Here is a 24,950-nt window from a genome sequence, read left to right on the forward strand (position 1 = left end):
CGCCGGGCGCATGCCGGAGGCACAGACTCCGCGCACAGTCACCGATAAGTTGCAACCCCCTGCAACCCTGGTGAACCGCACGAGAACACCCGAGACTTGTCCACGGCGCCGCCCACGGGCGGCGTTCTGGCCTTACAACGGGCCCATTCAGCGGGGGTGGTGCCGTGTCGGCGCAGCACCACCCCCGTCTCGCCCCCGTCTCGTGTGCCCCCGAGGGGGCCGGACAGCCCGGATCAGGACACCGGCCGCGCCCGCTCCACCACCGAGGCCAGGTCCAGGCCCGCGGGCAGCGTGCCGAACGAGGCGCCCCGGTCGCCGCCCAGCCGGGAGGCGCAGAACGCGTCGGCGACCTCCGGCGGCGCGAACCGCACCAGCAGCGACCCCTGGAGCACCAGCGCGAGCCGCTCCACCAGCCGCCGGGCCCGGCCCTCGACGCCCTCCAGGTCGGACAGTTCGGTGAACAGGTCCTTCACCGCCCGGTCCAGCCGGTGGTCGGCGCCGTGCGTCCGGCCGATCTCGGTGAGGCAGGCGTCCAGCGCGGCCGGCTCCCGCCGCAGCGCCCGCAGCACGTCCAGCGCCTGTACGTTGCCCGCGCCCTCCCAGACGGAGTTCAGCGGCGACTCCCGCACCAGCCGGGGCAGGCCCGACTCCTCGACGTACCCGTTGCCGCCCAGGCACTCGGCGGCCTCCACCGCGACCGGGGCGCAGCGCTTGGTGATCCAGTACTTGGCGGCCGGCACCGCGAGCCGCAGGAAGGCGCGCTCCTGCTCGCTCCCGTCGTCGTGGGCGGCGGCGAGCCGGAGCGCCAGCGTGGTCGCGGCCTCGGACTCCAGCGCGAGGTCGGCCAGCACATTGCGCATCAGCGGCTTGTCGATCAGCCTGCCGCCGAACGCCTCCCGGTGTTCGCAGTGGTGCACCGCCTGCGCCACCGCCTGCCGCATCAGCCCGGCGGAGCCGAGCGCGCAGTCCAGCCGGGTCGCGGCGACCATGTCGATGATCGTACGGACCCCGCGTCCCTCCTCGCCGACCACGCGCGCCCAGGTGCCGTCGAACTCGACCTCGGCGGAGGCGTTGGACCGGTTGCCCAGCTTGTCCTTCAGCCGCTGGATCAGGAACACGTTGCGGCTGCCGTCGGCCAGGACGCGCGGCACCAGGAAGCAGGTGAGCCCTCCGGGGGCCTGCGCGAGCACGAGGAAGCCGTCCGACATGGGTGCCGAGCAGAACCACTTGTGCCCGGTGAGCGCGTACGTCCCGGCCTCGGCGAGCGGCCGGGCCCGCGTGGTGCCGGCACGTACGTCGCTGCCGCCCTGCTTCTCGGTCATGCCCATGCCGAACAGTGCGCCGGCCTTCTCGGCGGCGGGCCGCAGCCCGCGGTCGTAGATGGTGGACGTCAGCCGCGGCTCCCACTCGGCGGCCAGCGCCGGATCGGCCCGCAGCGCGGGCACGGCGGCGTGGGTCATCGACAGCGGACAGCAGTTGCCCGCCTCGACCTGGGTCCACACCAGGAAACCGGCCGCCCGTCGCACATGCCCCGCCGGCCGGGTCCAGGCGCTGGTGAGGCCCGCCGAGACGCCCTTGCCGAGCACCCGGTGCCAGGCCGGGTGGAAGTCCACCTCGTCGATCCGGTGGCCGTAGCGGTCGTGCGTGCGCAGCCGCGGCGGGAACTCGTTCGCCTGCGCACCCCACTCCTGCACCTGCTCCGACCCGGCGGCCCGGCCCAGCGCGGACAGTTCCGTGCGCACCTCGTCCAGCGTCTCGGCGGCGGTGTGGCGCTCGACGGCCTCCACGAGGGCCCGGTCGGCGCCGAAGACGTCGTAGCCCACCAGCGCGGGCGGCTGGTTCGTCACGGTGTGCGTCGGGTTGCCTGCCATGACTGCGAACCTACCCGCGATCGCGCCGATGCTGCCCCCGGAGCACCTCGGCACCGTTCCGGGGCGAGCCGGGCCCGGTCGTCCACCCCCGGAGGGTGGGGGCGGCCCGGTGCGGCGGATACCGTTAGGTCGTGCAGCCAGGAAGTGAAACCCCCGAACGGCCCGCCGGCCGTCTCCACCGGGCCAGAGCCCTCTACCGGAACGTATCCAAGCGCAGGACGGCCTGGCTGCTTCTCAAGGACACCGTCAACTCGTGCATGGAGTACCGCATCCTGGGCCTGGCGGCCGAGGCGGCGTTCTTCACGCTGCTGTCGGTGCCGCCGCTGCTGCTGAGCCTCATCGGCCTGCTCGGCTACGTCGACGCCTGGACCGGCGCCGACAGCATCCACAGCCTGGAGAACAACATCCTCGAGGCCTCCCGCACCGTCCTGTCCGACAAGGGCGTCAAGGAGATCGCCGAGCCGATCCTGCACGACGTGATGGCGGGCGGCCGGCCCGACGTCATCTCCATCGGCTTCCTGTTCGCCCTGTGGTCCGGCTCCCGTGCGGTGAACGTCTTCATCGACACCATCACCGTGATGTACGGCCTCGACGGCGTGCGCGGCATCGTGAAGACCCGCCTCATGGCGTTCCTGCTGTTCATCGTGGCCCTGCTGATCGGCTCGGTCGCGCTGCCGCTGATGGTGGCCGGACCGGACGCGGTCGTGCGGATCGTGCCCTGGTCCGAGACGCTGGTGCAGGTCCTGTACTGGCCGGTCGTGCTCGTCCTGTCGGTCGTCTTCCTGACGACGCTCTACCACGTCTCAGTGCCCGTGCGCTCCCCGTGGATCGAGGACGTGCCCGGCGCCCTGATCGCCCTCGCCATGTGGGTCCTGGGCAGCCTGCTGCTGCGGATCTACCTCACCCACACCATCGAGGGCGCCACGATCTACGGCTCCCTGGCCGCCTCCGTCGCCGTACTCCTGTGGATCGGTGTGTCGGCCTTCGCCGTGCTCGTGGGCGCGGCGGTGAACGCCGCCATCGACCGGGTCTGGCCCGCCGCCGCCACGGCCGCCGCCCGTGAGGCGAACGAGCGGGTGCGCGAGGCACAGGTCGCCGAGTACGTCGCCTGGGCCGCCGGGGCCCGCGAGAGCGACCCGGACGACCCGGACATGCCCTCCGAGTTCCCCGAGCGCTGGTCCCGGTTCCTCCCCCCGGAGGACGTGACGGCCCGCCTGCGCACCCACGCCAGGAACCCGCACCACCACACGCACAAGGGGGACGGGGCGGCCGGAGGGACCGGAGCGGCCGGGTCCAACGGCACGAACGGCGTGAACGGTGTCAACGGCAAGCACGGCAGCAACGGCGACACGCCTCCGCACGGGGTGTGACCGCGGGCGGGCACCTCTCCCGGTGCCCGTTCGACGGCCCGACCCGCCCACCGGCGGCGTAGCCTGGCGCTCGTGTACGAGGAACGGCCGTCCCGGCTCAGCGGCGCCGTGGTGTGGCGCCGCACCCCCGAGGACCCCGCAGCCCGGCCGGTACTGCCCGACGGCTGCATGGACCTGCTGTTCAGCGGGGGCAGGCTGATGGTCGCCGGTCCCGACACCCGTGCCCACGTCCCCGAGGGCCCGCCCCGCCCCTGGGCGGGCCTGCGTTTCTTCCCGGGCACCGCGCCCGCCCTGCTCGGCGTACCGGCCCGGGAACTGCGCGACACCCGTGTCGAACTGAGCGACCTGTGGCCCGCCGCCCGGGCCCGGCGGCTGCGCGACCGCGTCGCGGCCGCGCCGGAGGCGGCGACGGCCCTGGAGGACATCGCCCTGCACTGGGCCGCCGAGTCCGGCGGCCCCGACCCGCTGCTGCGCCGGCTGGTGGAGTGCCTGGACGCGGGGCACCCGGTGGCGGCCACGGCCTCCGGGCTCGGCATCGGCGAACGCGCGCTGCACCGCCGCTGCCTGACCGCGTTCGGCTACGGCCCCAAGACCCTGGCCCGCATCCTGCGCCTCCAGCGCGCCCTGGCCCTGGCCCGCTCCGGGGTCCCGTACGCCGAGACGGCGGCCCGCACCGGCTACGCGGACCAGCCGCACCTCGCCCGCGAGGTACGGCAACTGGCGGGCCGGACGCTGGGCGAGCTACTCGGCGCCTAGCGGAGCGAACAGGTCGACGCCGTTGCCGTCCGGGTCGTGCACGGTGGCGTACCGCTGGCCCCAGAACGCGTCCCACGGCTTGAGCTCGCCGTGGTACCCGGCGCCCAACAGATCCTCGTACACGGCGTCGACCTCGTCCGGTGAGCCGCAGTGGAAGGCCAGCCCGACCCGCCCACCGGGGGCGGGCGGCCGCCACGCCGGGTGGAAGGACCGGACGGTCTCCTCGGTGTCCAGCGCGAGCACCAGTCCGCCGGGCAGCTCGGCCTCGACATGCGGCTGTGTCTCGGCCCCCGCCGGGAAGACCAGCCCGAGGCGGCGGTAGAAGGCGAGCGAGGCGGCCAGATCGGAGGCCACCACGCCGATCACGGCGAATCGTGGAGTCGTCATGGGCTCACGGTAGGCACGGACCGGGCCCCCGGTCTTGAAGAAAACGGACAGGGGCCGGACCCCGTCAGACGTCCCTGGTCACCTTCAGGAAGGCGGCCCAGGAGGCGGGGGAGACGGTGAGGTGGGGAGCGGTTGGGGTCTTGGAGTCGCGGATGTGGATGGCCGCGGGACGGAGGGCGACTTCGAGGCAGTTGCCGCCCTCGCTGCCGCTGTAGCTCGACTTGAACCACCGAAGTGCGGTGCCGCTCATTGCTCTCCTAGTAGTCGATCCAGCAGGTCCCGTGTGTCCTCGGGGGTCAGGGCCTGCGATCGCAGCATCGCACACTTCTGCGTGAGGATGGCCACCTCGTCCGGGTCGGCGATCAGTTGGCTGCCTCGCTGGGTCTCCACGTAGGCGAGTCGCTGGTGTTCGGGTGTCTCCAACAGCACGAACGGGCCATCCAGAGAGGCGTGCGTCGAGCGGTCCAGAGGCAGCACCTGGATCATGAGGCCGGGAAGCTCCGAGCACGTGAGCAGGTGGCGCAGTTGCTCGGTCCAGACGCCTCCGCCGCCGATGGGAGCTCGCACCACCGGCTCCCAGATCACGAAGCATGTGATCGCTGCTTCCTTGTGGTGCAGGATCGCCTGACGCTCGAGGCGAGCCTCCACCAACTGCGCGATCTCGTCGTCGCCGTAGACCGGAACACGGCTGCGGAACACCGCCCGCGCGTACGAACCCGTCTGCAGCAGACCCGGCACCACCTGATTCTCGTACGACGAGATCGCGATCGCGGCCCGTTCCTGGTCGAGGAACTCCTCCGCCCACATCGGAACGAGATCGACCTCCGGCATCCTGCTCAGCGCGACCGACAACACCCCCTTGGTGTTCAGGAGCTCGTCCAACTGCTCCGCCAGATCCGGCTTCAGCGGGCGTCTGCCCTGCTCGATCGAGGCGATCTGCTGCTCGCCGACGACGAACCGCTCGCCCAGCGACCTCTGCGTGTACCCGGCGGCCTCGCGGTGGAGGGCGAGCAGCGCGCCCACCATCCGCATCGCCGAGGCGTTCCTCCGTGCCCGTCGGCTCGTTCCCATGCGGTCGAACTCCCCACACCTGTGCCTGTGTTCACCACCCCGCACCCGTACAAACGAGCTGTACGTGCGCAGGTGGCGGCGGGCGTGGGCGCGCTGCCACCGCACTGGGCGGGACGGCTCACCGAGTGACGTTTCTGCGGTGAACCCGATCGGCCAACGGAGTGAGTAAAGCCCGCGTATGGCAGAGGTCAGGCATCCGTCTAGGGAATCTTTCGGCTCGGTAAAGGGCGTCGAGACGCGGAGCCCTCCACGGGTCCGCGTCACCCACCCACAGAAGGAGCCGGACCTTGACCTACGGGAAGAAACTGCGCGAGCGGATCGCCGGGCCCGGGACCACACCGCTGATCGGTGTGTACGACATGTACTCGGCCTCGATCGCGGCCAAGCACTACGACGGGATGTTCGTGTCGGGCTTCGGCTTCGCCGCCTCCTACTACGGCCTGCCGGACATCGGCTTCATCGCCTGGCCGGACATGGTCGCCTTCGTCCAGCGGCTGCGGGGCGCGTTCCCGCACCATCACCTGCTCGTCGACATCGACGACGGGTACGTCGACCCGGAGGTCGCCTGTCACGTCGTCGAGGGACTGGAACGGATCGGCGCCTCCGGGGTGATCCTCGAGGACCAGAAGCGGCCCCGCCGCTGCGGGCACGCGGACGGCAAGCAGGTGCTGCCCCTGGACGAGTACCTGGAGAAGCTGGAGAAGGTCCTGGCCACCCGGCAGGACCTCGTCGTCGTCGCCCGCACGGACGCCACCGACGAGCACGACATCCTGCACCGCGCCGAGCGGCTCGCCGCGACCGACGCCGACGTGGTGCTGGTCGACGGGGTGCGCAGCGTCGAGTGGATCAAGCGGATCCGTGAGGTCGTGGGGGACAAGCCGCTGCTGTTCAACCAGATCGCCGGCGGCAAGTCGCCCCGCCTGTCGCTCGGCGAGCTGTCCGACCTCGATGTCGACGTGGCCATCTACAGCACCCCGTGCCTGTTCGCCGCGCACCAGGCCATGGACTCCGCGCTCAACGAACTCAAGGCGGCGGACGGCCGGTTGCCGCGGGTGGACCCGGCGAGCGGGGTCGGCGTGCAGACGTCGACCACCCTGCTGGAGCGCAACATCGCCCGCGAGCGGCCGCGGCCCGAGGGCGTGGGCGTGTGACGGGTGCGGCGCCCCGGCTGACGGCGGCCGCGGTGCTCACGGCGGCGGTGCTCGGGGCCGGTGCCGTGCCCGCGGTCGCTTCGGCATCCGCGTCCGACAGTCTGATCACCGTCATCGACAACTCGCGGGCGGACTCGATCCTGGAGTTCGACCGCTCGGCCAACGTCCAGACCGGTAGCGGCACCGCCGGCAGCGACCACGACGGCAGCGCCGTGGACGTGGTCGAGGCCCTGGTGGGAGCCGCCGGCCGGGAGGAGGAAGGCTGAGGGGCGACGCGGGAACACGGTGACACAGGACGGCGGCCGGGCACCCCGTGCGGGAGGTGCCCGGCCGTCCCCCTGCTACGACTCCGAGCCGGCCGGTGCCGGCGCGGTCAGGCCTGGAGCCGCTCGGTGTCCGCCGCGCCGGGGTGGGGGAGGGCGTCGGCCGTCTCGCGGCGGTGCACCCACCGCCTGCCGTCGGCGACGGCGAGCACGGCGTACAGCGCACCCGCGGACAGGGCGCCGGCGAGCCAGGACAGGTCGATACCGTGCAGGCGCAGCGAGAGCGGGCCCCGCAGCGCGGCCACCGAACCGTCCATGAACAGCCAGGTGAAGACCACGCCGACGGCGAAGGCGAGGATCGCCCGCCAGCGCACGTCGGGCAGACGGCGGCTGCCGACGGCGTCGAAGAGGTGATCGAACGAGGTCACCTTCCGCTCGACCACGCCGTAGTGCACCAGGACGATCGCAGCCCACGGCGCGACCCAGCCGACCAGGCCGGCGAGCCAGGCGTCGAGGACCCCGGCGATGTCGTCCTGGAGGATGAAGAAGACGCAGGCCAGGAAGGCCACGGCACCGACGGCGATGGTCAGCGGGCGGCGGCCGGCCCGGATGTCGAGGGTCTGGGCGGCCATGCTGAACGAGTAGATGTTGAGCACGTTGGTGGCGACGGGGCCGTGCAACACCAGCAGCAGGACCGGGATCGCGAGTCCGCCGTAGTTGTCCACGATGAGCCGGCCCGGGTCGACCGAGCCGTTCTTGGTGGCGAGCGTGGCGCCGAGGAGACCGAGCCACACGACGGGGATGATCTGCCCGGCGACGCTGGCGCCGTACAGCTTCCGCCGGGACGCGGCGGGGCTGACGAAGCGGGCGTAGTCGCCGGCGTACGTGAACCAGGTGATGCCCCAGCCGATGCCGATGGCGGTCATGACGATCGACATGGCGCTGATCCGTGCGGTGCCGGTCAGGGCGCCGCTCGCCGAGCCTGCGTAGCCCCAGTCGATGTGCAGGAAGAACCAGGCGAAGACCGACATGAGCGCCAGCACGGCCAGGGTGGGCGGTACCGTCCAGCGTTCGAAGGCGGCGATGGCCCGGTAGCCGGCCAGCGAGACGGCGACCTGGACCGCCATGACGAGGGCGGCGACGACGATCTTGACCGCCGTGTTGCCGGAGTGCGGGTCGAGGACGCCGAGCTTGCCGAGCAGGGCCACCACCAGGTCGAGCACGATCCAGGTGTTCACCGCGCACCAGCCGACCACGACGATCGCCTGCACGGCCGTCGGCAGGTAGTTGCCGCGCCGTCCGAACACGGCGCGGCCTATCACCATTCCGGTCGCGCCGGTGCGCTGACCGAGCAGGACGAAGAAGCCGAACACGGCCATCCCGACCAGATTGCCCAGGACGAGCACGGTCATGGTGTCCCACAGGCCGAGCCCCATGGTGACGCCGAGGGCGCCGAGGACCCAGTTGATGGGCGCGATGTTGGCGCCGGCCCATATCCAGAACTGGCCGCTGATCCTTGCGTTGCGTCCCGAGGCGGGGAGGGGGCGGAGGTCTTCCTCCAGGTCCTGGAGGCCTCCCGCCCTTTCCTCGGTGGTGGTCATCCGGGTTCCTTTCGCCTGACCCGGCGCTTGCGACGGGCCGTTGACTCACACCTTCGACCGACGGGGTCTCCGACGGTTGCTGCACGTGTAGTTGAGCGCGTCACGAGAGGACGGATTGTAGGGCGTGACTGATCGTCGGGGGACCCCTGATCCCAGGTCGATGAGACCGGCTGCCCGGAGGCCGGGCGCCGCCGGCCCCGACGCCGCCCCGGGTCCCCCGTACAGCCCAACGCGGACTCTGTGCACCGGAATACATCCGCGCCGTGTGGTGCTCTGAAGTGAGCGGTGCTTGATCGGTGCCCGGGTGGCCGTGCGGCGGCGCCGGGCGTGGTGAAGGGCTGGTGGGCGATGACGGCAGAGCAGCCGACGGGCCCCGTGGTCGTCACACCCCACGGGGCCGTACGCGGCCGGTACGAGCGCGGTGTCGCGGTGTTCAGGGGGATTCCGTACGCCGCTCCGCCCTTCGGGCCCCGTCGGTTCCGGCCGCCCGAGCCGCCCGAGCCGTGGGAGGGGGTGCGGGACGCCGGTGCTTTCGGGCCGACGGCGCCGAAACCGCCGTACTCCGAGGCCTTCGCCCGGTATCTGTCCGACCCCGTCGTCGCGGGTGACGACTGCCTCAACCTCAACGTGTGGACCCCCGAGCCGGGCCCCGGTGCCCGACTCCCGGTATTGGTGTTCCTGCACGGTGGCGCCCTGACCAGGGGATCCTCCGCCGTACCCGTGTACGGCGGACACGCGTTCGCACGGGACGGGGTGGTGCTCGTCTCGGTCAACTACCGGCTCGGGGTCGAGGGCTACGGACTGTTCCCGGACGCGCCGCCCAACCCCGGCCTGCGCGACCAGCTCGCCGCGCTGCGCTGGGTGCGCGACGGCATCGCCGCGTTCGGCGGCGACCCGGACAACGTCACGCTGTGCGGACAGTCGGCCGGAGCGATCAGCGTCGGAGCCCTGATCGCCGCGCCCCGGGCCCAGGGCCTGTTCCGGCGGGCGGTGCTGCAGAGCGGCGCACCGGAGTTCTCGGAGCGCGACCGGGTACGGCGCATGGTGCGCCGCATGGCCGGCCGGCTGAAGATCCCGGCCACCGCCGAGGCCTTCGCCGCCGTCGACCGCGCACTGCTGCTGCGCACCCAGGCCGAGGTGGGACGGCTGAGCAGCCCCGTGCTGGGCGGCCCCGCCTTCGGCATCGTCGTCGACGGGGACCTCGTACCCCGCGACCCGCTCAAGGCCCTGATCGACGGCGAGGCGGCCCGGGGCGCCGACCTGCTGATGGGCTGGACCCGGGACGAGTACCGGCTGTGGCTGGTGCCCGGCGGGCTGGTCGAGCGGGTCGACCGGCTCGGCACGGTCGCCCTGGCCGGGGCCATGGCCCGCTGCCACGCCGGCCACGACGTGCCCCGCGGCTACCGTGCCGCACGCCCCGACGCCGGCACCGCCGAGCTCGTCGGCCAGATGGTCACCGACCACCTGCTCCGGCTGCCGCTGCACCGGCTCGCCGACGTCCGCCCGGGCAGCTCGTACCTGTACGAGTTCGCCTGGCCCTCCCTGGTTCCCGGACTCGGCGCCTGCCATGCGCTCGAACTCGGGTTCGTCTTCGACACCGGGGAGGTGCCGGAGTCGGTCAAGCTGGCCGGGGCGGGCGCGCCGCAGGAGCTGTGCGACGCGATGCACTCGGCCTGGGTGCGGTTCGCCGCGACCGGGGACCCCGGCTGGCAGGCCTGGGACGCCTCGCATCCGGTGCGGATCTTCGACGTCGGCGAACCGCGTGTCGCGTACGGTCCGCGCGACGCCGAACTCGGCCTGTGGCCGACCCCCACCACCTTCCCGGAGCCGGCGTCCGCCCCCGGCGTCCGGGCGCCGGGAGCCGCACGGGCCGCCGCGGTCCGGCGCCTGCGCCGCTCGGTCGCCGTCCGGCGCCGGTGACACCGCGCCCGGTGTGCCGGCGCCCGTGCCGGTTCCCTCGCCGGTCGCTGCGGCAACGGCGGGACGGCCGACGGCGCGGATGCCGGTGACGCCGACGACGGCACGGGGACAGCGGGCAGCCGGAGCCGGCGCGACGGTGTCAGCGCGGCACCGGCACCCGCACGGCAGCGGGGCACGCTCACCGCGCCCCGCTCACACCACCCGCGCGATCGCGGCGATCTCCGCAGGCCCCACCCGGCAGCAGCCGCCGATCAGCCGGGCCCCGGCGTCCCGCCACTCCTCGGCCTGCCCGGCGCCGAGCCGGGAGCGGCCGGTCCAGGCGCGGGCCCGCGGGTCCCAGGCCTCCCCGCTGTTGGGGTAGACGACGACCGGCTTCCCGGTGACCCGGGCCGCGACCCCGACCGCGGACGTCACGTCCTCCGGCGCGCAGCAGTTCACGCCGACCGCGATGATCTCGTCGGCGTCGGCGGCGGGCGCGAACGCCTCCTCCAGCGGCTGCCCGGCACGCGTACGCCGGCCCTCGACGGTGTACGAGAGCCAGGCGGGCACCCCCAGCCCCCGCACCGCCCGCACCAGCGCCGCCCCCTCCTCGGCGTCCGGGACCGTCTCCAGTGCCAGCGCGTCCGGCGCGGCAGCGGCCAGGATCTCCAGCCGCGGCCGGTGGAACCGCTCCAGCTCCCCGACGCTCAGCCCGTAGCGTCCCCGGTACTCGGAACCGTCCGCGAGCATCGCCCCGTACGGTCCGGCCGAGGCCGCCACCCACAGCGGGCGGCCGGCCCCGCCCGCCCGTGCCCGCCGGGTCGCCTCCCGGGCCAGTTCCACGCTGAGCGCCAGCAGCCGCGCCGCCCGCGCCCGGCTGATCCCGCGCCTGCCGAAGCCCTCGAAGCTGGCCTGGTAGCTGGCGGTGATCGCCACGCTCGCACCGGCGTCGAAGTAGGCGAGGTGCGCCTCGGTGATCGCCTCCGGCCGCTCCGCGAGCAGCCGCGCCGACCACAGCTCGTCGCCCAGGTCGTACCCGGCCGACTCGAGCTGGTTGGACATCCCGCCGTCGAGCACGACCGCTCCGGCGGCGAGGGCTTCGGCGAGGCCGGGGTGCGTGCTGCCGGACGTGCTGCTGGTCATGTCTCGACGCTAGTCCAAGCGACCCGCGCGTACCGTGCGCGCGCGTCCGCGCAGGGGGGTGGAAAGCGCTTGCCGCAAGCGGTACGGTCTCGGGTCGGCCGAGGCCGGCACCACGCGCCGCACCGGCCCGGCCGGAACCGGGGCGCCCCGGGCCCAGAAGGAAGGAAAGTCACCGCCGTGCTGCAACTGCCGCCCGACGACCGCTCGTCGAGCCCGTACACCGGGTACACCCGCGCCCACTGGGAGGCCGCGGCCGACGCCCTGCTCACCGCCGTCGAGCCGTACGCCACCCCTGACCGCGCGCTCTACCACCTGCCCGGCGACCACGTCAGCCACTCCGGCCACCTCTCCGACGGGCTCGAAGGGTACGCCCGCACCCTGCTGCTGGCCGCGTTCCGTCGTGACGAGGCCGCGCTCGGCCGTTACGCCGAGGGCCTCGCGACCGGCCCCGGCGGGGTGTGGCCGCGGATCGCCGACCGGAGCCAGCCCCTGGTCGAGGCCGCCTCGGTCGCCCTGGCCCTGCGGCTGACCCGGCCCCTGCTCTGGGACCGCCTGGACCAGCAGGTGCGCGAGCGGACGGCGGTCTGGCTGGAGGACGCCCTCACCGCCGAACCCTGGCCCTGCAACTGGGAGTTGTTCCCGGTCACCGTGGGCGGCTTCCTCGCGGAGATCGGCCACCGCCCGGAAGCGGCCCGCAAGGCGGTCGACCGCGGCCTGGAGCGCGTCGAGGACTGGTACCTCGGCGACGGCTGGTACACCGACGGCGAAGGGCGCAAGTTCGACTACTACAACGGCTGGGCCATGCACCTCTACCCGGTGCTGCACGCCTGGCTGGCCGGCGACGCCGAACTGCTGGACCGCTACGGCGGCCGGCTCGAAGCCCATCTCGCCGACTACGCACGCCTGTTCGGCGCCGACGGCGCCCCCCTGCACCAGGGCCGCTCCCTGACCTACCGGTTCGCGACCGCGGCCCCGCTGTGGCTGGGCGCGCTGACCGGACGCACGCCGCTGGCGGCCGGTGAGACCCGGCGGCTGGCCTCCGGAGCGCTGAGGTACTTCCTGGACCGGGGCGCCGTGGACTCCCGCGGGCTGCTGACCCTCGGCTGGCACGGCCCCGACGAGTCCGTCCTGCAGAGCTACTCGGGGCCGGCCTCGCCCTACTGGGCGAGCAAGGGCTTCCTCGGCCTGCTGCTGCCCCCGGACCACGAGGTGTGGACGGCGCGGGAGCGCCCGGGCCCGGCGGAGCGCGCCGACGCGGTGACCCCGGTCGAGAAGCCCAACTGGCTTATTCAGTCCACGTGTTCGGACGGCGTCGTCCGCCTGCACAACCACGGCAGCGAGGACGTCCGCTACGACCCGTACTACACGCGGTTCGCGTACTCGACGGTGACGCGGCCCCTGGGCTCCCCGCCCGACAACATCGTCATGGTCGGCGGCGACCCCCTTCGCTCGGACATCGTGCCCCTGGGGGTTGGGGAGGACTGGGCGGCCTCCCGGTACACCGTGGCGTCCGGCGCGAAGGTGACCAGCCTCGTCGTGGCCGACGGGGCGGTGGAGGTGCGGGCCCATCTGGTGACGGGAGCCGAACCAGGCACGCGGACGCACCTGACCGGGTGGGTGCCGGGGGAGGACGAGCGGGCCGAACTGGTGTCGGCGCACGGCCTGTCGGACGGACACGCCCTCTCCGGAGCCACCGGTGACGGTCCCACTCTGTTCGTCGCCCCCCGGCTCACCGCGGAACCCGATCCCGTCCCGCTGGGCGATCTGGTGGCCGTCGAGGTGCGGGACGAGCACGACCTGACCGTCCGCTGGGCCACGGGCCGGGACAGGCGGTTCCGGTTCACGCCTCGGGACAACTCGGTTGCCCCGCTCGACGACCGTGCAGAAGACTCCACCGCATGACTTCCAAGATCCGCCACGTGACGATCGCCTGCGCCGACGCCTACGCCCTCGGCAGCTTCTGGTCGAAGGTGCTGGACCAGCCGCTGCACGAGGACGACCACCCCGGCGACCCGGAGGCCCTGATCGAAGGCGCGGGGCTGCTGTTCGTCACCGTGCCGGAGCGCAAGACCGTCAGGAACCGGCTGCATCTCGACCTCCAGCCACAGGACCGCACCCGGGACGAGGAGGTCGAGCGGGTGATCGCCCTCGGCGCCACCCTGGTGGACGACCGGCGCAGGCCCGACGGCACCGGCTGGGCGGTCCTCACCGACCCCGAAGGCAACGAGTTCTGCGTGGAGCGCAGCGCGGCCGAGCGCGCCGGATAGGGGGCGCGGACACTTCGGCCGCCGCCGAACCGACCTGGACCTAGCGTGCTCCGTATGAGCGACACCGAACAGGAAACGCCCGCACGGGCCGTCACCGCCATGGTCGGGCACGTGCTGGCCCTGGCCGCCGGATGGACCGCCTGGGACGGCACCCCGGTCCACATCGACGACCGCGTCTACACCCCGCACAAGGCGATCCGCAGGGTCGCCGACCACCTCGTCGACCATCTGGCCGAACTGGAGGCCCGGCTGGCGGGCGAGACCCCCCAGGCGGACCACTGGCACGCCTCCGCGAGTACCACGGCGGCGGACCTGGCCCCCTTCACCGCCGAGGACCTCGACGAGGCCCGCAGCCGCCTGACCCGGCTCGCCCGGATCTGGGCCGTGCGTCTGGACGCGCTGACCGGCGAGCAGCTCGACGCCTCGCCCGGCGAAGGCTGGACCTTCCGCGAACTGGCGTACCACGTGGCGGAGTCCACCTACTACGCGGACGCGGTGGGGGACCTCTCGTGACCGCCTTCGCCGGTGCTCCCGGGGCGGCGCCGCTCAGTCGTCGGCCCGCGGCTCCCGGGGCCAGTGGGTGAGGGCGATGTGGAGGGCCTCCACCGCCTTGTCCCAGGAGGCCTGTACGTCACGGGGGGCGCCGAAGCCGCCGGTGGACTCCAGGGCGCAGTAGCCGTGGAAGGTGCTCCGCAGCAGGCGCACGGCGTCGGTGAGGTCGGGTTCGGCCAGGCCGTAGGCGCGGAGCATGCCGTAGGTGATCTCGGCGGTGCGGCGCAGGGCGGGGGAGTCGGCGATCAGGCTCTGGTCGATGCGGATCTGGGTGGCCGCGTAGCGACCGGGGTGCTCCAGGGCGTACGACCGGTAGGCGCCCGCGAAGGCGGCCAGCGCGTCCCGGCCCGCCCGCCCCGCCACGGCCTCCGCGATCCGGTCGATCAGCTCGCCGCCCGCGTGCAGCGCCAGCCGGGTGCGCAGGTCGTTCAGGTTGCGGACGTGCGAGTACAGGCTCGCGTCCTTCACCCCGAAGCGCCGGGCCAGCGCGGAGAGGGAGACGTTCCCGAAGCCCGCCTCGTCGGCGAGTTCGGCGGCGGCCGTGACGATCCGGTCGACGGTGAGTCCCGCACGTGCCATGGGCCACCTCCTTGGATGCCTGGCCGGCGTCCAAGGGTATCCAGGCCGTGGCCCACGGACCGCGCGGGACCAGGCGTTCGTCAGGTGAGGACCTCCGAGAGGACGAACGAGAACCGCGTGGGCTCGGCCCGCAGGAAGTACCGCGGCAGCGGGCCCGGACCGCAGGACTGGGAGCCTAGGCCGTGCAGGCCGTGGTCCAGGTTGACCCACACCGTGTCACCGGGGGTGAGGTCGGTCAGGTGGGCCGCGGCGTCCAGGTGCTCGGTGGTCCAGCGGCGGGCGGTCAGGGAGAACTCCGGGTCGCCCTCGATGCGCAGGCCGCCGAGCTCCGCCCAGCGGACGCCGGCGCGGGCGCCGTTCTCCTGCGGACGGACGTACGGCGTCTGCAACTCGTCCACGGTCGACTGCCAGCGGCCGACGGCCGAAGCCGTCGCGCTGTCCGGATACGCCTCGCCCGGACCGCCGCCGTACCACCGCACCCGGTCGGCCGCGGCCAGCCCGAGTCGGACGCCGAGCCGGGGCAGCGGTACCGTCCAGTCGCCGTCCGGGGTCACTGACACGGTCAGCCCCAGCCGCGTTCCGTCCGCCGTCCAGCGGTACACGGCCGACAGCCCGAACTCCCGGGCCGCCGGCGCCACCCGGGTGCGCACCGTCAGCGCGTCGTCGTCCAGCTCCACGGCGTCCAGCCGGTGCCGCATGCGGTGCAGACCGAGCCTGCGCCACAGCGGGCCGTGGCGGATGTCGGACTGCCAGGCGGCGCCGTCGTCGTTGTCGGTGGTGGCCCGCCACACGTCCAGGCGCGGCCCGGTGACCGCCACCGCGCCGATCGCCCTCAGGGCGCCGCTGCGGGCGTCGAAGGAGGCCGGGCCGAGGGTGATGACCCCCTCGCCGCGCACCGGGCCCTCGGAGGCCGGGACCGACGGCACCCGGCGGCCCGAGACCGCGAACTGCCCCCAGGCGACCACGTGTTCCTTCGGCGCCCAGGCGGTGTCGGCGGCGAGCAGCGCCCGTACGGTCCAGTGGGCCTCGCCCGCCGGTGCCGTGGCCGGCGGCTCGGGCAGCTTCACCTCGGCCGACTCGCCCGGCGCCAGCGGCGGCACCGGCAGGGCACCGGACGCCACCGTCTCGCCGTCCACCTGGTGGGCCCAGGTGAAGGCCAGCGCCGAGAGGTCGGCGAAGTCGTACTTGTTGGTGACGCGGACGCCGCCGCCGGTGCCGTCGCCCTCGATCGCGACCGGCTCGATCACCTTCTTGTACTCGACGAGACCCGGGGAGGGCCGCCGGTCCGGGAAGAGCAGGCCGTCGCAGACGAAGTTGCCGTCGTGCAGCTCCTCGCCGAAGTCGCCGCCGTAGGCGTAGCCGAACCGCTCGTCCCTGATGCCGTGGTCGATCCACTCCCAGACGAAGCCGCCCTGCAGCCGGTCGTGCGCCTCGAAGATCCGCTGGTAGTCGGCGAGCCCGCCCGGGCCGTTGCCCATGGCGTGCCCGTACTCGCAGAGGATGAAGGGCAGTTCGCGGCGCCGGTGGGAGCCGCCGTCCAGGCCCCGGCCGATCCGCTCGACCTCGGCGTGCCCGGCGTACATCCGTGAGTACACGTCCGTGTCACGGCAGTCGGGGTCGCCCTCGTAGTGCACAAGGCGGGAGGAGTCGCGGCCGTGGATCCACTCGGCCATCGCGGTCAGGCCCCGGCCGGTGCCGGCCTCGTTGCCCAGCGACCAGACGACCACCGAGGGATGGTTCTTGTCCCGCTCGACCATGCGGGCCGCGCGGTCGAGCAGCGCCGGGGTCCAGCGGTCGTCGTCGACGGGGTTGTCCCGCCAGGCCTGCTCGGTGAAGCCGTGCGTCTCCAGGTCGCACTCGTCGACGACCCACAGGCCCAGTTCGTCGCACAGGTCGAGGAAGGCCGGGTGCGGCGGGTAGTGGGAGGTGCGGACGGCGTTGACGTTGTGCCGCTTCATCAGCAGCACGTCCTCCCGCATCGTCGCGAGGTCCAGCGCGCGGCCCCGCTCCGGATGCCACTCGTGCCGGTTGACGCCCTTGAACAGCACGGCCCTGCCGTTGACCTTGATCAGGCCGTCCGACAGCTCGACCGTGCGGAAGCCGACGCGCAGCGGCACCCGTTCGCCCTCGGTGGCCAGCACTGCGTCGTACAGCGTCGGGGTCTCCGCCGACCACGGCTCGGCGGGCACCGTCACCGGCTCCCCGGTGGCGACGTCGATCCCGAGGTCCGGCACGGTCACCCGGCCGTCCACGTCGGAGTCGACGCGCAGGGTGCCGGTGCCGGCGACGTGGTCGTACGAGGCGTGCACGAAGAAGTCCAGGGCGCTGCCCGCCGGGCGGTGCAGCAGCGTGACGTCACGGAATATGCCGGGCAGCCACCACTGGTCCTGGTCCTCCAGGTACGAGCCCGCCGACCACTGGTGGACCCGGACCGCCAGCACGTTGCCCGCGGACTTCAGCAGATGACCGACCGCGAACTCGTGCGGCAGCCGCGAGCCCTTGAACTCGCCCAGCTCGGTGCCGTTGAGCCAGACCCGGGCGCAGGACTCCACCCCGTCGAAACGGAGCACCGCCCCGCCGTCCGCCCGCTCGGGCCAGTCCGCGGGCAGGTCGAAGACGCGCAGGTGATCGCCGGTCGGGTTCTCCGTCGGGACCCGGGGCGGGTCGACCGGGAACGGGTAGAGGTGGTTGGTGTAGGCGGGGGACCCGTGTCCCTGGAGGACCCAGTGACCGGGGACCCGCAGCTCCGCCCAGCCGGCCGCGTCGTACCCCTCGCGCGCGAATGAGTCGTCCTCGGCGTCGGCCGTGTCCGACAGTCTGAAGCGCCAGCTTCCGTTCAAGGAGAAGGTCTTGGCGTCCGAGGCGGCGTACCAGGCCCGGGGCGGCAGCGCCCCGGAGCCCGGCGAGACGTCCTCGACGTAATCGGTGGCCGTGGGAGTGCGCAAGGTCATCGGTCTCCTAGCTCAGCCGGTCGTCGGACGGGTGGTGCGGTACGGCTTCTCGCGGCACCGGCGCGCCCGGCGCCGTTCCGCTGTCCGCCGGCGGACCGCAGCGTCCCCTCCAGCGCGAACGTGGCCGCGCCCAGGGACACCGGGTCGGTGGGGATGGGGGAGAGGACTATCTCGGTGGCCGCCAGCGGCCGCCGCAGCGCGTGCCGGGCGACGGCCGCGCGCACCTCGTCGAGCAGCGGCGTGCCCAGCCGGGACGCCACCCAGCTGCTGAGCACGACCACTTCGGGGTTGAGGAGGTTGATCAGGCCGGATATCCCGGCGCCCAGATAGCGGGCGGTGTCGCGGACCACCTCGAGCGCCACCGGATCGTCCGCCGCGACCGCCGCGGCCAGGGCGTCGATGGTCGCCGTCTGGTCCCCGGGGTGCAACAGCGGTGACGGGGGGCTCAGTTCGCGCAGGTTCCGCATGATGCCGGGCGCGCCGACGTAGGTCTCCACACAGCCGCGGTCGCCGCAGTGGCACAGCCGGCCGTCCAGCACGAGCGTGGTGTGCCCCCACTCGCCCGCGCTGTTGCTGACCCCCCGGTGCAGCCCGCCGCCGAGCACGAGACCGGCGCCCACCCCCGTGCCGAGGTTGACCACCACGGCGTCCCCGCGCCCCCGCGCGGCCCCGAACCACAGCTCGGCCACGGCGCAGGCGCGCAGCGGGTTGTCCAGGTACAGCGGATGGGCGATGCGCTCGGTGAGCAGCTCCAGCAGCGGCACGTCGTGCCAGTCCCAGTTGGCCGCGTACTCGGCGACCCCGCTGTCCCGGTCGACCTGGCCCGGCACGCTCACGCCGACGCCGAGCACCCGGCCCGCCTCGATCCCGGCCCGGGCCACCACCGAGCCGACGGCGGCGGCGACATGGCCCACCACCTGCTCCGGGTCGCTCTGGCCGGGCCGCATGTCCTCGTCGGCGCGCGCCAGTACGTTCAGCGCGAGGTCGAACAGCTCGGCGTGGACGTACGTCTCCGCGATGTCCACCCCGATCAGGGCGCCGCCGGACGCGTTGACGGCCACCAGGCCCCGGGGCCGGCCGCCGGCGGAGTCCTCGAAACCGACCTCGGTGATCAGGCCCAGATCCAGCAGCTCGCCGACCAGCGTGGCGACCGTCGCCAGGCTGAGACCGGTGGCGGCCGCCAGCTCCTGCCGCGAGGTGGGGGACCCGGCGATGATCTGGCGCAGCACCTCGTAGCGGTTCGCGGTGCGGATGTCACGTGACGTGCGTTTCACGGAGCTGCCCCTCCCGTCCCGTCGGGCCGGACCGGGACGGGACCGGCACCGGCGCGGCGTCAGGGTATGGGCTGCACATGCTTTCGACAAGGGGTTGGGAAATGGGGTGGAGGAAGCCCCCGTCGGGCTCAGGTCCCCAGGACGTCCCGGACGAAGGCGTTGGCGAACTTGCCGGTGGGGTCGAGGGATTCGGCCAGGGCGCGGAAGTCGGCCAGGCGCGCGTACCGAAGGCGCAGTTCCGCCGGCGGCACGGTGAACACCTTGCCCCAGTGCGGGCGGGCGTCGAACGCGCTCAGGGCCTCCTCGACCCGGCGGACCACCGGCAGTACGGCGGACGTGTCCTCGATCCAGGTGAAGTGCAGGGCCACCGAGTCCCGGCCGTGGGCCGGGCTGAGCCACTGCGGGTCGGCGGCGACGGTGCGCACCTCGCAGGTCTGCAGCACGCCGGCCACCGTCGCCCGGACGGCGTCGAGCGCGTGCAGCGCGTCGACGGCGGCCGCCCGCGGCAGCAGGTACTCCGACTGCAGTTCGGCCCCGCTGCTCGGGGTGAACTCCGCCCGGAAGTGCGGCAGCCGCTCGTGCCACGGCCCCGGCACCCCGAACTGCTCGGTGCAGTTCACCGCGGGCATGCCCGGCACCGGGTGCATCGCCTCGGTCGCGGCGGCGGCCCACGGGAAGTCCACGGGCGCCTGGTCGGTGCGCCGCTTCACCCACACCTGCCGGAACCCCGACTCCCGCCAGTCGGTGAACAGGCTCACGCTGTACGCCGCCCCCGCCACCGCCCCGAAGTCCAGTCCGGTCAGGGGTAGTTCGGTGAACACGTACTGCTCGACCCCGTACGCCGGTTCCAGCTCCAGGGTGAGCGCGGTGACCACCCCGAGCGCGCCCAGTGAGGTCACCGCGCCGTCGAAGCGGGCGTCCCCCCGTGCGACGGTGACCGTGGAGCCGTCCGCCGTGACCAGCTCCACCTCCCGCACCGCCGCGGCGAGCGGCCCGTTCCCCACGCCCGAGCCATGGGTGCCGGTGGCCACCGAGCCGGCCACCGAGATGTGCGGCAGGGAGGCCATGTTGGGCAGCGCGAGTCCGTGCGCGTGGACCGTACGGGCGAGTTCCGCGTACCGGACCCCGCCCGAGACGCGCACCGTACGGGCCGCGGTGTCCACGTCGATGACCGGAGGCAGGGCGGCGAGCGACACGAGCACCCCGTCGGCGCCGGGCTCGGCGATCCGGTTGAAGGAGTGGCCGCTGCCCAGCACACGCACCCGAGCGCCGCCGGCCACCAGGGACCGGAGCGCGCCGGCCGTCTCCGGACGATGGAACTCCTTGGCCTCGTAGGTGATGTTCCGGGCCCAGTTGGTGACCGTCCGCGCCGTCCCACTCATCCTTGCCGCCCTCCCTGGGGGTGCCTGTTCATTGACCCTCTCATCTGCCGGGACCTACCGTAGAGAGCGGTTGCTGTCCGGGCGCCCCCGATCGGCGCGCCGACGAGACGGAAGGTCCCTTCGTTGCCCGAGCGTCCGCAGGCACTGTTCGCCATGACGGCACACAACGTGCCGCGCGTCTTCCCGCCGGACGTGCTCGCCGGGCTGCGCGAGCACGTCGACATCGACCCCGCGCTCGTGGCGGAGGACCTCACCGGCCCCCGGGTGCGGGAGGCGCTGGCCCGCACCGAGATCCTGATCACCGGCTGGGGGTGCCCGCTCCTCGACGCGGCCGCCCTGGACGCGGCACCGAGGCTGCGCGCGGTGCTGCACGCGGCCGGCTCGGTCAAGGGCTTCACCACCCCGGAGGTCTTCGAGCGCGGCATCGCCGTCTCCTCGGCCGCCGCCGCCAACGCCCTGCCCGTCGCCGAGTACACCCTCGCCATGATCCTGCTCGCCGGGAAGGACGTCTTCGCCTCCCGCGACCTGCTGCGCACCCGCCGCTCCTTCCCCTACGGCGACATCCTCCCCGGCATCGGCAACTACGGCCGCCGGGTAGGCGTCGTCGGCGCCTCCCGCATCGGCCGCCGGGTCATCGAGCTCCTGCGCCCCCACGACCTCCGGGTGAGCCTCGCCGACCCCTACGCCGACGCGGCCGGGGCCGCCCGGCTCGGCGTGCCCCTGCTGCCGCTGGACGACCTGCTGCGCGGCTCCGACATCGTCACCCTGCACGCCCCGGAGACCCCCGAGACCCGGCACCTGATCGGCGCCCGGGAACTGGCCCAGATGCCCTCGGGGGCCGTGCTGATCAACACCGCGCGCGGCGCCCTGGTCGACCACGACGCCCTGGTGGCCGAGCTGCGCACGGGCCGCCTCGGCGCCGTGCTGGACGTCACCGACCCGGAGCCGCTGCCGGCCGACTCGCCCCTGTTCGACCTGCCCAACGCCTTCGTGACCCCGCATCTCGCGGGCTCGCAGGGCAACGAGGTCGCCCGGCTCGGTCGGACGGTGGTGGAGGAGGCGGCGCGGCTGACGGCGGGGGACCCTCTCGCGCATGCCGTCGATCACACCGCCCTGGAGCGGACGGCCTGACGGCACCGCCGGACCGGGACGGCTCGCGCGCCGGGACGGGGACCCGGCCGGGCCGGCGCGCGAACGGGGGCATACGGTGAGAGCCGAATGTCCGAGCCGGGAGGAGATGACGGATGGGCAGCCGCACCGCGCTGGTCGAGGATCTGATGGAGCGCTTTCCGCATGTGCCGCGGGAGGCCGTCTTCAAGGAGGACCTGCTCCGGGGCGGGGTCGCCTTCGACGCCTCCGCGCTCAGCGACAACGAGAGCGGCGAGGTCAAGCCGAAGTCGTACTTCATCTTCTCCTTCGACCACGGCACCCTGCCCGAGCTGGGCGAGGCCGCGCTGCGCCGGCCCCCGGAGGAGATCATCCTCACGGGTGGCCCGTACGACCTGCGGCGCACCGTCGTCTCCGTACGGGTGAATCCGGCCTCGCCGTACCGGGTCGCCGCCGACGAGGAGGGGCTGCTCGGCCTGTACCTCGACGGCAGCCGGATCGCCGACGTCGGCGTGCCGCCCATGCCCGAGTACTACCGGCACACCCTCTCCAACGGGAAGTCCGTGATGGAGGTCGCCCCCACCATCCAGTGGGGCTACCTGATCTACCTGACCGTCTTCCGGGTCTGCCAGTACTTCGGCGCCAAGGAGGAGTGCCAGTACTGCGACATCAACCACAACTGGCGCCAGCACAAGGCGGCCGGCCGGCCGTACACCGGGGTGAAGGACGTCGAGGAGGTGCTCGAGGCCCTCGAGATCATCGACCGGTACGACACCCAGAAGGCGTCCACCGCCTACACCCTCACCGGCGGCGCCATCACCAAGACGGTCGCCGGGCGCGACGAGGCGGACTTCTACGGCCACTACGCCAAGGCCATCGAGGAGCGCTTCCCGGGCCGCTGGATCGGCAAGGTCGTCGCGCAGGCGCTGCCCAAGGCGGACGTGCAGCGGTTCAAGGACTACGGGGTGCAGATCTACCACCCCAACTTCGAGGTGTGGGACCGCCGGCTCTTCGAGCTGTACTGCCCCGGCAAGGAGCGCTACGTCGGCCGGGACGAGTGGCACCGCCGCATCCTGGACTCGGCCGACGTCTTCGGCGCGCGCAACGTGATCCCGAACTTCGTCGCGGGTGTGGAGATGGCCGAGCCGTTCGGCTTCACCTCCGTCGACGAGGCCATCGCGTCCACCACCGAGGGCCTGCGCTTCTTCATGTCGCAGGGCATCACGCCCCGCTTCACCACCTGGTGCCCGGAGCCCACCACCCCGCTCGGCAAGGCGAACCCGCAGGGCGCGCCGCTGGAGTACCACATCCGGCTGCTGGAGGCCTACCGGGCCACGATGGACGAGTTCGGGCTCTCCTCGCCGCCCGGCTACGGCGAGCCCGGACCGGGCCGGGCGGTGTTCTCCGTCAGCTCCTTCATGGACAGCCTGCCCGCCGAGGAGCCGGCGGAGGTCTGACACGCCGGGGGGCGGCCGGCCGGACGGTGAGCGGAACGGGGCCCGCGTCCGTATGAGAGGCGGGAGTGGCGGGCCCGGTCGCGGTCACGGCGCGCGACGTCGTGATCACTCGATCTGAACATGGCGCTTGTCAGTTCTGTCGGAGGCGTGAAAGGCTCCTGCCCGCCGAGGGGTTTCCCCAACTCCCCTATTGATGCGGTGAGTTGACCTCGCTCGTGGATGCAGGAGTGCCATGCCCGACCTGCCGGCCCCCCAGGACGCCATCGAGGCGGAGCTGTTCTCGGAGTGCTGGGACGCGGTGCTCAGTTACGCCGACCTGTGCACCTCCGGCTCGCTGACGGCCCATCAGCTCGCGACCGAGGCCTTCGCGTCGGGCATGCGCGGGCTGCGGGCCGCCGGCGCCGTCCCCGGGCGCGGCCCGGGCCGGCGCCCGGGCCGGCTGCCGGCGATCCCGGAACTGCTCACCGCGGTACGGAACACGGCCGCGGGCTGGGAGGCGGGCGGGCAGGGACACAAGCTGGACCCGGACCTGCGGCTGTGGCTCAACTCCGGCCAGGCCGCGAGGTTCGCCGGGCCGCCACCGGGCCGGCCGGTCGCGCTGCGGGGCCTGAGGGACATGCAGGAGTCGGACGCCGCGCTCCTGTGGCTCGCCGAGGTGGAGGCGCTGCCGCTGCCCACCGTGGCCCGCCGGCTCGGCCTGGACCCGGCCACGGTCGCCGGCGAACTCGACCAGGTGCGGGGCCTGTTCAGGGGCCGCTGTCACCGTGCCCACCTCGACTCGCCGATGGACGCGGAGTGCCGCGCGTACGCCCGGTTGCTGGACGCGGTGACCCGGTCGGCCGGCGTCGAGACGCCGGCCGACCTCTCCCGGCACCTCGCCACCTGTGCGCGGTGCGCGGAGGCCGCGGCCTGTCTGCGCCTGCACGGCGGCGGTCTGCCCGCGGCCATCGCCGGCGGTGTCGTCGGCTGGGGCGGCCTCGCCTATCTGGAGCGCAGGCGGCGCGCCGCCGAGGTCCGGCTGGGTCCCGGCCGCCCGGTCGCGGCCGGCACCGGCGGCGACTCGGAGGAGCGCGCGGGCCGCGGCCGGGCGCTGCGGGGCGGCCTGCTGGCCACGGCCGTCGTGCTGTCGGCCCTGGCGCTCGGAGTGTCGATGATGCCGTTCGGCGGCTCCGGCGACGACGAGGCGGCGGCCCGGGAGAACCGCCCGCCGGTCGTCGACCCCGGCACCTTCCCGGTCACGAGCGGCTCCCCGGCACCCGGGGAATCGGCGTCCGGGGACTCCGGCCCCGGGAAACCGGCCTCCACCGCGCCCTCCGCGACCGCTCCCCGGACCCGGCACGAGACCGGGAACCCCGACCCCGAACCCCAGGGCACCGCCTCCGGCACCACCAGCGCCGGCCCCACCCGCCCGGACCCCCCCGCCCCCACCTGCCGGGTCGCCTACGACCTGGTCGACCAGTGGCCCGACGGCTTCCAGGCCACCGTCACCGTCACCACCGCCGAGGCCCTCACCGGCTGGCAGGTCGCCTGGAGCTTCCGCGACGGCCAGCAGGTCGGCCGGATGTGGGACGCGACCGCCCACCAGGACGGCTCCCGGGTCACCGCCACCGCCGCCGACTACAACAGGTCCGTCGCCGCGCGCTCCTCGCTGTCCTTCGGCTTCATCGCGTCCTGGCGGGACCGGAACCGGACACCGTACGACTTCACGCTCAACGGGGAGACCTGCGCCGCAGGCTGAAATCCGCGGCGCCACGTTCGTCAGAAAACCTGAGTTCTGGCCAAATCCCCCCGCTCGCCGACTTGGCGCATTTATGCGAGGTGTCACCCTCAGGGGGGTCTGACCTCGTCCTGGTCGATCGACGCCGGCGG

The 24,950-nt window shown here is 73.5% G+C and carries 21 protein-coding genes; 11 read left to right on the forward strand and 10 right to left on the reverse strand.

Features of this window, described 5'->3' with window-relative positions:
* Positions 1–233: 233 nt before the first annotated feature.
* The gene (locus tag ACZ6B1_RS25240; RefSeq protein WP_468781917.1) at positions 234–1,871 is read right to left on the reverse strand and encodes an acyl-CoA dehydrogenase family protein; all 1,638 of its coding nucleotides are present in this window, start codon (positions 1,869–1,871) and stop codon (positions 234–236) included.
* 131 nt (positions 1,872–2,002) lie between these two features.
* Between ACZ6B1_RS25240 and ACZ6B1_RS25245 the strand changes: the two genes are divergently transcribed.
* Together ACZ6B1_RS25245 and ACZ6B1_RS25250 are read left to right on the forward strand one after the other, a co-directional pair.
* A complete protein-coding gene (locus tag ACZ6B1_RS25245) occupies positions 2,003–3,241 on the forward strand; it encodes a YihY/virulence factor BrkB family protein (protein ID WP_468781919.1) in 1,239 nt (412 codons plus the stop codon).
* 72 nt (positions 3,242–3,313) lie between these two features.
* Complete coding sequence (locus ACZ6B1_RS25250; RefSeq protein WP_468781921.1) at positions 3,314–3,997, forward strand: helix-turn-helix domain-containing protein; 684 nt, start codon at positions 3,314–3,316, stop codon at positions 3,995–3,997.
* Here ACZ6B1_RS25250 and ACZ6B1_RS25255 read toward each other — a convergent pair.
* The 3 genes from ACZ6B1_RS25255 to ACZ6B1_RS25265 form a co-directional block, all read right to left on the reverse strand.
* Positions 3,983–4,384, reverse strand: coding sequence for a VOC family protein (locus tag ACZ6B1_RS25255; protein ID WP_468781923.1), 402 nt, complete (start codon positions 4,382–4,384; stop codon positions 3,983–3,985). The genes ACZ6B1_RS25250 and ACZ6B1_RS25255 overlap by 15 nt on opposite strands.
* A 64-nt stretch (positions 4,385–4,448) precedes the next feature.
* Entirely contained in the window at positions 4,449–4,634 is a 186-nt protein-coding gene (locus tag ACZ6B1_RS25260; RefSeq protein ID WP_468781925.1) for a DUF397 domain-containing protein, read from the reverse strand.
* Entirely contained in the window at positions 4,631–5,455 is an 825-nt protein-coding gene (locus tag ACZ6B1_RS25265) for a helix-turn-helix domain-containing protein (protein ID WP_468781927.1), read from the reverse strand. Before ACZ6B1_RS25265 ends, ACZ6B1_RS25260 begins: the two co-directional genes overlap by 4 nt.
* 287 nt (positions 5,456–5,742) lie before the next feature.
* On the opposite strand from ACZ6B1_RS25265, the gene ACZ6B1_RS25270 reads away from it, so the two are divergent.
* A complete protein-coding gene (locus ACZ6B1_RS25270) occupies positions 5,743–6,606 on the forward strand; it encodes an isocitrate lyase/PEP mutase family protein (RefSeq protein ID WP_468781929.1) in 864 nt (287 codons plus the stop codon).
* Positions 6,603–6,872, forward strand: coding sequence for a hypothetical protein (locus ACZ6B1_RS25275; RefSeq protein ID WP_468781931.1), 270 nt, complete (start codon positions 6,603–6,605; stop codon positions 6,870–6,872). Before ACZ6B1_RS25270 ends, ACZ6B1_RS25275 begins: the two co-directional genes overlap by 4 nt.
* A gap of 107 nt (positions 6,873–6,979) precedes the next feature.
* Here the strand turns inward: ACZ6B1_RS25275 and ACZ6B1_RS25280 are convergent, their stop codons facing one another.
* A complete protein-coding gene (locus ACZ6B1_RS25280) occupies positions 6,980–8,470 on the reverse strand; it encodes a purine-cytosine permease family protein (protein WP_468781933.1) in 1,491 nt (496 codons plus the stop codon).
* A 348-nt stretch (positions 8,471–8,818) separates the two neighbouring features.
* On the opposite strand from ACZ6B1_RS25280, the gene ACZ6B1_RS25285 reads away from it, so the two are divergent.
* Positions 8,819–10,390: a carboxylesterase/lipase family protein gene (locus tag ACZ6B1_RS25285; protein ID WP_468781935.1), complete on the forward strand. Its 1,572-nt coding sequence runs from the start codon at positions 8,819–8,821 to the stop codon at positions 10,388–10,390.
* Between the two features lie 192 nt (positions 10,391–10,582).
* On the opposite strand, the gene mmuM is transcribed toward ACZ6B1_RS25285, so the two are convergent.
* Positions 10,583–11,512, reverse strand: a complete 930-nt coding sequence (gene mmuM, locus ACZ6B1_RS25290; protein WP_468781937.1) for a homocysteine S-methyltransferase — start codon at positions 11,510–11,512, stop codon at positions 10,583–10,585.
* Positions 11,513–11,692: 180 nt separating this feature from the next.
* Here mmuM and ACZ6B1_RS25295 point away from each other — a divergent pair, with 180 nt between their 5' ends.
* From ACZ6B1_RS25295 to ACZ6B1_RS25305, 3 genes are read left to right on the forward strand one after another with little or no spacing between them, the layout of a single operon-like run.
* Entirely contained in the window at positions 11,693–13,414 is a 1,722-nt protein-coding gene (locus tag ACZ6B1_RS25295; protein WP_468782104.1) for a DUF2264 domain-containing protein, read from the forward strand.
* Complete coding sequence (locus ACZ6B1_RS25300; RefSeq protein WP_468781939.1) at positions 13,411–13,779, forward strand: VOC family protein; 369 nt, start codon at positions 13,411–13,413, stop codon at positions 13,777–13,779. Before ACZ6B1_RS25295 ends, ACZ6B1_RS25300 begins: the two co-directional genes overlap by 4 nt.
* Before the next feature lie 54 nt (positions 13,780–13,833).
* Positions 13,834–14,292: a hypothetical protein gene (locus ACZ6B1_RS25305; protein ID WP_468781941.1), complete on the forward strand. Its 459-nt coding sequence runs from the start codon at positions 13,834–13,836 to the stop codon at positions 14,290–14,292.
* A gap of 33 nt (positions 14,293–14,325) precedes the next feature.
* Here ACZ6B1_RS25305 and ACZ6B1_RS25310 read toward each other — a convergent pair whose 3' ends face one another.
* The 4 genes from ACZ6B1_RS25310 to ACZ6B1_RS25325 all read right to left on the reverse strand — a co-directional run bounded on the left by ACZ6B1_RS25310 (position 14,326) and on the right by ACZ6B1_RS25325 (position 20,517).
* The gene (locus ACZ6B1_RS25310) at positions 14,326–14,910 is read right to left on the reverse strand and encodes a TetR/AcrR family transcriptional regulator (RefSeq protein ID WP_468781943.1); all 585 of its coding nucleotides are present in this window, start codon (positions 14,908–14,910) and stop codon (positions 14,326–14,328) included.
* An 80-nt stretch (positions 14,911–14,990) separates the two neighbouring features.
* Positions 14,991–17,861 (reverse strand): glycoside hydrolase family 2 TIM barrel-domain containing protein, encoded by a 2,871-nt coding sequence (locus ACZ6B1_RS25315; RefSeq protein ID WP_468781945.1) that lies wholly within the window; start codon positions 17,859–17,861, stop codon positions 14,991–14,993.
* Positions 17,858–19,135 carry an ROK family transcriptional regulator gene (locus tag ACZ6B1_RS25320; RefSeq protein ID WP_468781947.1) on the reverse strand — a complete coding sequence of 426 codons (1,278 nt, stop codon included), beginning with the start codon at positions 19,133–19,135 and terminating at the stop codon, positions 17,858–17,860. Before ACZ6B1_RS25320 ends, ACZ6B1_RS25315 begins: the two co-directional genes overlap by 4 nt.
* A 128-nt stretch (positions 19,136–19,263) precedes the next feature.
* Complete coding sequence (locus ACZ6B1_RS25325) at positions 19,264–20,517, reverse strand: FAD-binding protein (protein ID WP_468781949.1); 1,254 nt, start codon at positions 20,515–20,517, stop codon at positions 19,264–19,266.
* A gap of 123 nt (positions 20,518–20,640) precedes the next feature.
* On the opposite strand from ACZ6B1_RS25325, the gene ACZ6B1_RS25330 reads away from it, so the two are divergent.
* The 3 genes from ACZ6B1_RS25330 (at position 20,641) to ACZ6B1_RS25340 (ending at position 24,819) form a co-directional block, all read left to right on the forward strand.
* A complete protein-coding gene (locus tag ACZ6B1_RS25330) occupies positions 20,641–21,648 on the forward strand; it encodes a hydroxyacid dehydrogenase (RefSeq protein ID WP_468781951.1) in 1,008 nt (335 codons plus the stop codon).
* 113 nt (positions 21,649–21,761) lie between these two features.
* Positions 21,762–23,081 (forward strand): radical SAM protein, encoded by a 1,320-nt coding sequence (locus ACZ6B1_RS25335; RefSeq protein ID WP_468781953.1) that lies wholly within the window; start codon positions 21,762–21,764, stop codon positions 23,079–23,081.
* Between the two features lie 232 nt (positions 23,082–23,313).
* The gene (locus ACZ6B1_RS25340) at positions 23,314–24,819 is read left to right on the forward strand and encodes a cellulose binding domain-containing protein (RefSeq protein ID WP_468781955.1); all 1,506 of its coding nucleotides are present in this window, start codon (positions 23,314–23,316) and stop codon (positions 24,817–24,819) included.
* Positions 24,820–24,950 lie beyond the last annotated feature (131 nt).

The sequence above is a fragment of the Streptomyces sp. NPDC041129 genome, from assembly GCF_055592265.1.